The organism is Agrobacterium vitis (assembly GCF_013426735.1).
GTDB lineage: Bacteria > Pseudomonadota > Alphaproteobacteria > Rhizobiales > Rhizobiaceae > Allorhizobium > Allorhizobium vitis_D.
In genome coordinates, this window is sequence record NZ_AP023272.1 from 924,355 (window position 1) to 934,841 (window position 10,487).

The following is a 10,487-nucleotide window of genomic DNA, read 5'->3' on the forward strand; positions in this document are numbered from 1 at the left end:
TTCACGTCTTTGGGTCTTGCCATGGTGGTAAGCCGGATAAGGATTGCCTTTTTGCTACTCACCTGCGATCACTTTGGTGCCGCGGTTTGGTTTTTTTGCTATCCTGCTGGGCAGGATGGCTTTCCGGCAGCCTGGCTTGTCCTTATAAACAATCTACTTGAATGGACGACGCAAGGGCGTTGTTCGGCACGAACAGTGGTCCGCGTGATAACCAGCTGATGGAAAAAAGCCTACTCCTTTATATATGGCGGCATACGCGCAAGCAGCAGATCTGGGTTCTGACGATTGTTATCCTGTCGATGGTGCCGTATTTTCTGGCCTTCGACCTGCCCAAGCGCATCATCAATGGGCCGATCCAGGGAAGCGGGTTCGAAGCGCCGGATTCCCGCCAGCCGCTGTTTGCCTTCGACTGGACCGTGCCTCTGACCGATTGGTCATTGCATTCGGGCGGGATACCGCTTGACCGCATGTCGAGCCTGATGGCGCTGAGCGGGGTCTTCCTGCTGCTGGTGATCGTCAACGGGTTGTTTAAATTCTATATCAATACCTATAAGGGCAGGCTTGGAGAACGCCTTTTGCGGCGGATCCGCTATGAGCTTGTGGACCGGGTACTGCGGTTCCCGCCAAGCTATGTCAAGCAGATCCATTCCTCCGAAGTCTCGACCATGGTCCGGGATGAAGTGGAGCCGTTTGGCGGCTTTACGGGGGATGCCTTTGTGCAGCCGACCATGCTGGGTGGTCAGGCCTTGGCTGCGCTGTTCTTCATTTTCCTGCAAAGTTTCTGGCTTGGCACGATTGCAGGTGCAATGGTCGGTCTTCAGGTCGGCATCATTCCCAAAATGCGCCGCCGCTTGCTCATTCTTGGCCGTCAGCGGCAGCTTCAGGCCCGGCAATTGGCCGGAAAGGTCGGAGAAATCGTCGATGGTGTCGGCACGATCCATGCCTATGATACGTCGAATTATGAACGCGCCGATATTTCGAAGCGGCTCGGCGATATCTTCAAGATTCGCTACGATCTCTATCGTTGGAAATTTTTCGTCAAATTTTTCAACAACTTCCTGTCGCAGTTGACGCCCTTTCTATTCTATTCCATCGGCGGCTATTTCGCACTGAAAGGCAGTCTGGATGTCGGCCAGCTGGTGGCTGTCATCAATGCCTACAAGGATCTTCCCGGTCCGTTGAAAGAGCTGATCGACTGGGACCAGTCGCGCCAGGACGTGCAGGTGAAATATGAACAGGTGCTGGAACAATTCGAACCGCCACAGATGATTGATCCAGCGCTACAGGCGTTGGCGCCTGTGGGAATGGCTGGCCGTGCTGGCCTGCTCGCTTTGCAGAATGTGACCTTGCAAGATAGCGGCGGCGCCAAAGTGGTGGAAAATCTCAGTCTAAAAATTGGACAGGGAGAGACGATTGCCGCCATCGACAATCGCGGTGTCGGGGCGGAAGTGATGGCTGAGGCCATTGGCCGGTTGAACTGGCCGGTGGCGGGAAAGATCGTGCTTGGTGATGCCGACCTGCTGGAATTGCCGGAATCGGTGACGGGCCGGGCCATTTCCTATGTGTCTGCCGATGGTTATTTCTTTCATGGCAGCCTCAAGGAAAACCTGATTTACGGACTGAAACATGCGCCGACCAATTCGGTGAACTATACCGGGCGCGAGGCGATGAAACGCCGTTGGGAGATCAAGGAAGCGCAATTATCTGAAAACTCCGATCTCGATCCCAATGCCGACTGGATCGACCGGCGGGCGACGTCTGTGCTGCACGGTGAAGCCAGCGACCTGAAAAAATCGATTTTGACGGCGCTGGATACCGTGCAACTGACCAGCGATGTGATGGAACTTGCGCTGCATTCCATCGTCGATCCGCTTGAATATCCGGATCTGACAGAAAAAGTGGTGGAGTTGCGTCTGGCGCTGCGTGATGAATTGCAGCGCCAGGGTCTTGCCAATCTGGTGGTTCACTTTGACCCCAATGCCTATAATGCCGAGGCGACATTGGGAGAAAACTTGTTGTTCGGGACGCTGCGTCCGATCGTCAATGGACCTGTCTATGCCCATCAAAGTGATTATTTCTATGATGTGCTGGAGCGCGCCGGTCTACTCAGCCTGTTTTACGAGATGGGTTTCCTGATTGCGGAAAACCTGGTTGAAATCTTCGGCGGTCTGCCGGCCGATCACCCGTTCTTCCAGCAGCTCGATGTCCTGACCGCTGAAGACGTGGTGTTTTACCAACAGATCCTGCAACGCCTTCAGGGCCGGACCAAGCCGGTGCCGAACGAGGAAGAGCAACGGGCAATGATCCGGCTCAGCTTCAATTATGTCGAGCCGCGCTATCGTATGGGTGTGCTGACGGCTGAAGTGATGGACAAGATTGTCGGCGCCCGCGACCTGTTTCACGACAACCTGTCACCGGACCTGCGCCACAGTATCGAACGCTACGATCCGCATCGCTACATGGCGGCGGCGACGCTGCGCGAGAATGTGATCTTCGGCAAACTCGTCAATCGCAATCCCGAAGCCCTGCCGAAATTCCGCGAGCTGGCGGCAAAACTGAGCTCGAAGAAGGGCCTGACGGAGCGGTTCCTGGCGCTGGGACTGGAGTTCGACATCGGCAGCGGAGGCCGCAGGCTGACCATCGTTCAGCGCCACAAGCTCAACCTTGCCCGCGCGCTGGTACGGCGGTGCGATTATTACATCTTCAACAAAGCCCTGCCGGGCCTCGACGCGCGTGTTCAGGAGGATATTGTTAAGGATGTGCTTGCATTTCTGCGCGAGCAGGACAATGATCCCTCTATCCTTTGGGTTTTGTCGAACACATCATTGTCAAAAAACTTTGATCGTGTTCTGATACTCGACAGCGGTTCATTGGTCGCGGACGGTACGTTCGAGGCTCTGGGCAATGAAAATGATATTTTCAAGGCATTGGTGGCATGAGGGGTCAGGCCACCGAAAACCCGGAAGTTGGTGGCAAGCATGTTACTGCGAGACGAAGTGCAGCTATTGCGGAATATTCCATACTTCAAGCACGTTGATCCGTGCAAACTGAAGCTCCTGGCCTTCGCCTCACAAAGGGCCACGTATAAGCCCGGAGACATTTTGTTTCGCCAAGGTGATGGCGGAGATTCCGCTTATGTCATCCTGTCGGGAAAGGTTGATTTGCTTTCAGGCCCGCCCACAGGTGAAGTCAGAATAGGCGAGGCTGACAGCAAATCCATCATCGGTGAAATGTCGCTTCTTTGCCATGGTCCGAGACGGATGACCGCCCGCGCCGCAACCGAGGTCGAAACGCTTCGTATCGCCAAGGACTGTCTTGGCAAGGTCATGGCCGATAGCCCGCGTATGAGCATGGAGTTCAGCCGTGCACTTGCAGAGCGACTTCGGGCAATGACAACCGAACTTGACACTGTTCGCCTGGGTCAGCTCTCTCTTGTCGATTAGAGGTCGGCAAAACAAGATCTTATGATCATCAAATCGCCTGTATTTCAGGCGGATTTGAGGCAAATGCCTCGCATTGCCGACTTCGATGCAAAAAATCAGGGCAGGCGGCGATAGAAGAAATAGCGATCTTTCTCGATATGATCGAGGACTGGTAGCGGCTCGAGTGCTTTGTGGTTGAGCGGCAGGCCACTGAGCGCATAGCCGCCGGGCCGCAGCATCCCCGCCACCATATCCGGCAGCCAGGTGAGTGTGACTGCGTCACGTTCAGGATAGCCGGTGCCGATATCGGCATGGACGAAAGCCGCACCGCAGCCGATGAAGTCTTGGCCGGTCTGGTCGATTTCCCCCAGAATCAGGTCGCCGTCCTGCGGAATGGAGCTTTTATGTGCGCCCAATTGCCGGTCGAAGGCGATGATGCGGCGACCGGTGAAATTCTCCCGCAAATGACTGAAGGTCCGGCCATTGCCAAGGCCGATTTCCAGCACCGGCCCTTCGGGCAGGGGATAGGCGTCGCGGATATGGTTCAAGAGATCGCGCTGGGCGCTCATGCGGTTGATGAAACTGTCGAGACGGCTCATGGGATCAGGCTTTCACAATCGTGTGGCCCGCTGCCTGATCGGCAATGTTGCGGCGGGCAAGGGCGTTGCGGGTATCGACGATCAGCGGACACCAATCGGCCAGTTGCTGGTAATCGACCGTGTCATGATCCGTGGCGATCAGCACGGCATCGAAGGCGGCGAGGTTTTCCTGGTTCCAGGCGATGCTGCGGCGGCCTTTCAGATGGCTATATTCGCGGGTTTTCGGAATTTCGGGCAGGAAGGGGTCGAAGTAAGCGACTTCGGCGCCGCGTTCCAGAATAAGCTCCATCAGCCGCAGCGACGGGCTTTCCCTGATGTCAGGAACGTTTTTCTTGTAGGCCAGACCCAGGATCAGCACGCGTGAACGGCTCAGCGCCATGCCCGCCTTACGGTCCAGCGCTTCGGCCAGCTTGGAGACGACGTGATGCGGCATGGATGTGTTGATTTCACCCGCCAGCTCGATGAACCGGGTCGGCTGGTCATATTGGCGCGATTTCCAGGTCAGGTAAAACGGATCGATGGGAATGCAATGGCCGCCGAGGCCGGGGCCGGGGCCGGGGTAAAACGGCATATAGCCGAACGGCTTGGTCTTGGCGGCGTCGATCACTTCCCAGACATCGATGCCCATGGCGTCATAGACCAGCTTCAGCTCATTGACCAAGGCGATATTGACGGCGCGGAAGATGTTTTCGGTCAGCTTGACGGCTTCTGCTGTCGCCGTGGAAGAGACAGGCACCACGGTTTTGACCACGGCACCATAAAACGCTGCCATCAAGGCCGAAGCATCGGGGCCGTCACCGGCGATGATCTTCGGAATGGTCGAGGTTTCAAATTCCCGATTGCCGGGATCTTCGCGTTCTGGGGAAAAACCGAGGAAGAAATGCTCTCCGGCCTGCAGTTCCGAATGTTCAAGGATTGGCTTCACCACTTCCTGCGTGGTGCCGGGATAGGTGGTGGATTCCAACACGATCAGTTGGCCGGGCCTGAGCGACTTGGCAATCTGGCGGCAGGTGTTTTCCACATAGGACAGGTCGGGATCGCGGTTTTTGGTCAGCGGTGTCGGCACGCAGATGGCGATCACGTCATAATCGGCCAGCGCCAGGAAATCCGAGGTGGCGGAAAAGCGGCCCGCCGCGCATTCTTCGCGCAGAATATGTTCTGGCACGGCCTCAATATAGCTTGTCCCGGCCTCGATCGCATCGATCTTGGCGGCATCGATATCAAAGCCCATCACCGTGAAACCGGCCTTGGCAATGCTGATGGCCAGCGGCAGGCCGACATAGCCGAGGCCGATCACCGCTGCCTTGGCATGGCGGGACTGGATGGCGGACAGCAATTCGGCGGCAACAGGATGATGGGACATGGTGGTATAAAGCTCCGCAGGCGATTTCAATACCGGCTTCAGTTGCGGTTCGCATGATGGGATGTCAAGGGTGTGCGATGATCTTGTCGGGCAATGTTGATCGGCTGTGATAGGTGACGAGAAATCTGCATCTGCCTCTTGCAACAGCCTGCGGACTGCGCACATGTCCCTGCATGACGATGAGGCTGCCCATGAAAATCGGCTTTTACGCGCCGCTGAAATCCCCTGACCATCCGGTCCCCTCCGGCGACCGACTGATGGCGCGCCTCCTGCTGCGGGCTTTGCGGCTTGCGGGCCATGATGTCACCGTGGCGTCTGATCTGCGCAGTTTCCACGCGACGCCGGAGACTGTTCTGCCGGATCTGGCCGAGGCGGCGGAGAAGGAGATTGAGCGGCTGGCCGGGCTTTATCAGCAGCATGGCAAACCGGATCTGTGGTTCTGCTATCACCCGTATTACAAGGCACCGGATCTGATCGGGCCGCAGCTCTGCCACCAGTTCGCGATCCCCTATGTCACCGCCGAGGCTTCCTATTCGCAGCGGCGCAATCTGGGCGTCTGGGCTGGTTTTCAGGACAGGTTGCTGGACACGATCAGAACCGCCGCTGTTAATCTCTGCCTGACGGGGCGGGATATGCAGGGTTTGCAGGCCGTCGCTCCGCAAGCCCGGCTGGCTCGGCTAATGCCTTTTATCGATGCGCAGGCCTTTCTTGCCTGCCCACGGCAGCCAGAGCAACATGTGCTGACAACCGTGGCGATGATGCGCCCCGGCGACAAGATGAGCAGCTATGGCGCGCTGGCCAAGGCGCTGGCACTGTTGCCCGATCTAGCCTGGCGGCTGAAGGTGGTGGGGGATGGACCCTGTGGGGCCGAGGTGCGGGCGCTGTTTTCCCGCTTCCCGTCTGACAGGGTCGAATTCCTGGGCGAGCAACCGCCGCAGGTCGTCGCCGAGATCTTATCGACAGCATCGGTCTATGTCTGGCCGGGCCATGGCGAAGCCTATGGTCTTGCCTATTTGGAAGCCCAGGCGGCAGGCCTGCCGGTCGTGGCCGAGGCCGTGGCGGGCGTGCCGGAAGTGGTTGCGCCTGGTATAACGGGATTTTTAACGCCGCCCGGCGACGCGCCTGCCTATGCCAAAGCCATCGAAACCCTGCTGACCGATGCGTCCCAACGCCAGACAATGGCGCTAGCGGCGCGCCAGATGGTCGAGCATGATCGCTCGATTGAGGCGGCCAGCGCCCGGCTTTCCACTGTTCTGGAACAGTGTCTGGGCGATAGTGCTAAATTTGAATTGGAAGGCGGGAGTTATAATGTCTGAAATTCTCTTGAGACAACGCCTCGATGATCTTGCCGCCCAGGGAAAGACGATCAAATTCTGGCTGCGCGATGACGATGCAGTTGAGCCGAGCGATCCCTTGGAGACCCTGCTGGTGCTTGTTCGCCGCTTCCAGATACCGCTAACGCTGGCGGTCATTCCCGAGCCGACGGGTGTGACGCTGGCCGGATTGCTGCGGGCAGAATCCCTGGCCACCATTGCCGTGCATGGTTGGAACCACCAGAGCCATGCTGGTCCGGGTGAAAAGAAGCAGGAACTGGGTGGGCATCGCCCGGCAGCAATCGTCCTGGACGAGCTGCGCCAGGGATTGGCCAAGCTGCGCGGACTTTACGGTGAACAACTGCTGCCGATGCTGGTGCCGCCCTGGAACCGGATTGACAAGGCTTTGCTGCCAGCGCTGCCCGGTCTCGGCTTTACGGCGCTGTCGGTGTTTGGCCGCGAGAAACGCGGAAATGCTCTAGATCTTCTCAACACCCATGTGGATGTGATGGACTGGCGCGGGACACGCGGTGGGCGGGATGCCGATATCCTGTTTGCGGAACTGGCCGCCTATCTCGCCCCGGAATCTGAGCCTTTACAGGCCATCGGCATCCTCACCCATCATCTGGTTCATGACCAAACGGTCTGGGATTTCCTGACGCGGCTGTTCGCCCTGACCGCCACCCATCCGGCTTGCCGCTGGGAAAGTGCGCGGACATTGCTTCAGCGGCAAGCATAAGCACCTACCAGGATTTCCAGCCGATCAGCAGTCCGACATCCGTGGTCAGAGCCGCATCCCGCGCTGCCTCCACGTCGGAGAACGGCGCGCCACGTTCCAGATTGGCAGCAATGAGGCTGGCATCAGGAACGGTAAAGCTGGTGCCTCGAAACACCACGGTCATCAGCAGCGGCCCGGTGGACCACCAGGCGGGGGCATCCGGCAGCAGCGCCATGGCCTGCGGCATGGCCTCGATAATTCGCGCAAAGACCAGATGGCCGGGCGGGCTGGCGATCAAGGAATTGGTTAGCAGCAGGCTACCAAGGCCGGTCTGGCGTGGCGTGTCCTCGGCAAGGGCAGCAAGCCCGACCAGAGACAGGCAATCGGCAAAGCCGATATCGTCACGTGCCGGATACCAGTCGCAATCAAGGTAGATCCCGCCGAACTTCTGAAGGATCAGATAGCGCGCCACATCGACAGCACCGGGATAATCACCACGCGCCAGCATGGCGTTAAAGCTCGGATGCTGGTCAAATCCCTGTGCTTCAAGGTCGGCCTCGCGCCACAGCCGATAGGCAAAGCCATGGCGCGCGCAGTGGTCGGCCCAGGCCTGGCAGGCGGGTGGTAGGGCTAGTGTTCCGAGCCAGATCTGGTGCAGCACTCTTGGCACTGCTACGCGGTTCAGCGCCGCCATATCTCGCCGCTCATCGCTGCTGAAGCGCGAAAACGGCAAAAGCAGGTCCGGCGGTGGCGCGAGTGTATATTGCAGCCCGGTGACCCGCAGCCTGTCGCCAGCGATCTTGACCAGCTTTAGATAGGCTGAATGCAGTTTGCGCGGCATACCAAGCGCGGTGTCAGGCCCAAGCCCTGCCTGCGCCAGCAAATCATGGTCGCCGGCCAGGGTATCCAGCATAGCTTTTGCCGCCTCTAGCTCGCGCTTTTTGGCAAGCTCCAGGCTTTGGGCAATTATGGCGCGACTTTTCAGTCTCGGGGGTAAGTCTTGGCTCACGATGACCGGTCCATTTTATCAGTCTTCTGACCTACCGATAAAAAACTGACATGTGCAAGCCGTAAAGCCATGTCCGAGTCGCGATTAAAGCATGTGTGTCAGCGATAGACATCAATGATTTGCTAAGATACGGTACCTACAAAGTCATAGGATGGGTTGGGAAAAGTGACGCATGGCAGAATGCGCAGATCTGCTTTATGTGGATAATATCAGTGTGTCTTTTCCCCTGTTGGGCGCAAGCATCCAGGCGGTCAAGTCTTTCAGCATGGTGCTGCGACCCGGCAAGGTCACGGCGCTGGTCGGTGAATCCGGGTCGGGGAAATCCGTGCTTGGACGCTCGATCATGGGGATCGAATCCAACTTGGCACAGATCAATGGCCGGGTTGTTTTTAATGATCCGCAAAAGGCAGCCCAGGTCGATCTGCTGTCTCTGCCCTATGACGGGCGCCAGATCCGCCAGATTCGCGGCAACCGGATCGGCATGATCTTCCAGGAGCCGATGACCTCGTTTTCGCCGGTCCATACCGTCGGCAATCAGATCGAGGAAGTGCTGCGGGTCCACACCACGCTTTCGCCGCGCGAACGCCAGGAACGGCTGGAAGAAATGCTGGGTCTGGTCGGGTTCAACGACCCGGCTCGTGTCGCAACCATGTATCCGTTCGAGCTGTCCGGCGGCATGCGTCAGCGGGCGATGATCGCCATGGCGTTGATTTGCAATCCGGCGCTGCTGATTGCCGATGAACCGACCACGGCGCTTGATGTCACCATTCAGGCGCAGATCCTCAAACTCCTGAAGGAGTTGCAGGAAAAGCTTGGCATGGCGATCCTGTTGATCACCCATGATCTGGGTGTTGTCGCCAGTCTCGCCGATGAAGTCGTGGTGATCTATCGCGGCGAGGTGATGGAATCCGGCCCGGTCGAGGCCATCTTCAGCGCGCCGCAACATGCCTATACTAAGGGCCTCATGCAGGCGGTGCCGCATTTCGACATGGACCGCAACGAGCGCCTGAAGCCGCTTCGGGAAATCCGCGTCGATACCGGGCGGTTGATGGACAGGTGTCGCGTGCCGTCTGGCGGCGATGGCGTGTTGCTTTCGGTGCGCAATATTTCCAAATCCTTCCAGTCCAAGGGCTCGAACGGGTTTTTCTCGCGCCCGACTGCGCCGACTTTGGCCGTCAACGACGTCTCCTTCGATATCTTTCGCGGTGAAACTCTGGGGTTGGTGGGCGAAAGCGGGTGCGGCAAGACCACGCTCAGCAAGATTTTGATGCGCGGCGTTACCGCCGATCACGGCACGGCTGTCTATCATGGTGCCGATGGCCCGCTGGATATGCTGAAGGCTGAAGGATCAAAGCTGCGAGACCTGCGCACCCGCATTCAGATGGTGTTCCAGGACCCGGTCTCTTCGCTGTCACCGCGCATGACGGTGCGCGGCATTATCAGTGAACCCCTGGAAATTCATGATCGCGGCAATCGGGCTGCACGGCTGGATCTGGTCAATCGGTTGATCCATGCGATTGGCCTGCCGGAAACCGCGCTGGGGCGCTATCCGCACAGCTTTTCCGGCGGTCAGCGGCAGCGGATCGGCATTGCCCGGTCGCTGGCGCTGGGGCCGGATCTGGTGATCTGCGATGAGCCGGTTTCGGCGCTGGATGTGTCGGTGCAGGCGCAGATCCTCAACCTGATGAAGGATTTGAAGAGTGAGCTTGGCCTGACCTATCTGTTCATTTCCCACAATCTGGCCGTGGTGAATTACATGGCCGACCGGGTGGCGGTGATGTATGCGGGCCGTATTGTCGAGATTGCCCCTTGCGAGGTGATCATGCGCGATCCGGTCCATCCCTATACCAAGAAATTGCTGGCAGCGGTGCCGCTGCCCAATCTGGATCATCCGATGGATTTCAACCTGATCGGAGAACCGTCGCTGGCTGCCAAAAAGCGCTGGGCCAGGCATTTTCACGATGAAGGCGATCCGGCAACGCTTGCCCATGCCGATCTGGGTGGTGGCCATCTGGTTTTGGCCCGCCGTGAGGTGGATGCAAGGGAGTTGCGCTCGTGATCCG

Annotated in this window: 8 protein-coding genes; 5 read left to right on the top strand and 3 right to left on the bottom strand. The window is 58.2% G+C overall.

Annotated features, from left to right (window positions below):
• Positions 1 to 218 precede the first annotated feature (218 nt).
• Together H1Y61_RS04185 and H1Y61_RS04190 are read left to right on the top strand one after the other, a co-directional pair.
• Complete coding sequence (locus H1Y61_RS04185) at positions 219 to 2,939, top strand: ABC transporter ATP-binding protein (RefSeq protein ID WP_180573787.1); 2,721 nt, start codon at positions 219 to 221, stop codon at positions 2,937 to 2,939.
• A gap of 162 nt (positions 2,940 to 3,101) precedes the next feature.
• The gene (locus tag H1Y61_RS04190) at positions 3,102 to 3,443 is read left to right on the top strand and encodes a cyclic nucleotide-binding domain-containing protein (RefSeq protein ID WP_234617785.1); all 342 of its coding nucleotides are present in this window, start codon (positions 3,102 to 3,104) and stop codon (positions 3,441 to 3,443) included.
• 95 nt (positions 3,444 to 3,538) lie between these two features.
• Here the strand turns inward: H1Y61_RS04190 and H1Y61_RS04195 are convergent, their stop codons facing one another.
• Together H1Y61_RS04195 and H1Y61_RS04200 are read right to left on the bottom strand one after the other, a co-directional pair.
• Positions 3,539 to 4,021, bottom strand: coding sequence for a class I SAM-dependent methyltransferase (locus H1Y61_RS04195; protein ID WP_180573788.1), 483 nt, complete (start codon positions 4,019 to 4,021; stop codon positions 3,539 to 3,541).
• 4 nt (positions 4,022 to 4,025) lie between these two features.
• A complete protein-coding gene (locus tag H1Y61_RS04200; RefSeq protein ID WP_180573789.1) occupies positions 4,026 to 5,384 on the bottom strand; it encodes a nucleotide sugar dehydrogenase in 1,359 nt (452 codons plus the stop codon).
• A 191-nt stretch (positions 5,385 to 5,575) separates the two neighbouring features.
• Here H1Y61_RS04200 and H1Y61_RS04205 point away from each other — a divergent pair, with 191 nt between their 5' ends.
• Both H1Y61_RS04205 and H1Y61_RS04210 read left to right on the top strand, forming a co-directional pair.
• Positions 5,576 to 6,700 (top strand): glycosyltransferase family 4 protein, encoded by a 1,125-nt coding sequence (locus H1Y61_RS04205; RefSeq protein ID WP_180573790.1) that lies wholly within the window; start codon positions 5,576 to 5,578, stop codon positions 6,698 to 6,700.
• Entirely contained in the window at positions 6,693 to 7,436 is a 744-nt protein-coding gene (locus H1Y61_RS04210; RefSeq protein WP_180573791.1) for a polysaccharide deacetylase family protein, read from the top strand. The genes H1Y61_RS04205 and H1Y61_RS04210 overlap by 8 nt, the downstream gene beginning before the upstream one ends.
• Before the next feature lie 4 nt (positions 7,437 to 7,440).
• Here the strand turns inward: H1Y61_RS04210 and H1Y61_RS04215 are convergent, their stop codons facing one another.
• Positions 7,441 to 8,328, bottom strand: a complete 888-nt coding sequence (locus H1Y61_RS04215) for a glycosyltransferase family 32 protein (protein WP_180573792.1) — start codon at positions 8,326 to 8,328, stop codon at positions 7,441 to 7,443.
• Between the two features lie 268 nt (positions 8,329 to 8,596).
• Here H1Y61_RS04215 and H1Y61_RS04220 point away from each other — a divergent pair, with 268 nt between their 5' ends.
• Positions 8,597 to 10,483, top strand: coding sequence for an ABC transporter ATP-binding protein (locus H1Y61_RS04220; RefSeq protein WP_180573793.1), 1,887 nt, complete (start codon positions 8,597 to 8,599; stop codon positions 10,481 to 10,483).
• Positions 10,484 to 10,487: the final 4 nt, after the last annotated feature.

Excerpts from the sequence above, each read along its gene's own strand:
- H1Y61_RS04185 (WP_180573787.1), top strand. The coding sequence starts at position 219 with ATGGAAAAAAGCCTACTCCTTTATATATGGCGGCATACGCGCAAGCAG.
- H1Y61_RS04195 (WP_180573788.1), bottom strand. The coding sequence starts at position 4,021 with ATGAGCCGTCTCGACAGTTTCATCAACCGCATGAGCGCCCAGCGCGAT.
- H1Y61_RS04200 (WP_180573789.1), bottom strand. The coding sequence starts at position 5,384 with ATGTCCCATCATCCTGTTGCCGCCGAATTGCTGTCCGCCATCCAGTCC.
- H1Y61_RS04205 (WP_180573790.1), top strand. The coding sequence starts at position 5,576 with ATGAAAATCGGCTTTTACGCGCCGCTGAAATCCCCTGACCATCCGGTC.
- H1Y61_RS04210 (WP_180573791.1), top strand. The coding sequence starts at position 6,693 with ATGTCTGAAATTCTCTTGAGACAACGCCTCGATGATCTTGCCGCCCAG.
- H1Y61_RS04215 (WP_180573792.1), bottom strand. The coding sequence starts at position 8,328 with ATGCTGGATACCCTGGCCGGCGACCATGATTTGCTGGCGCAGGCAGGG.
- H1Y61_RS04220 (WP_180573793.1), top strand. The coding sequence starts at position 8,597 with ATGGCAGAATGCGCAGATCTGCTTTATGTGGATAATATCAGTGTGTCT.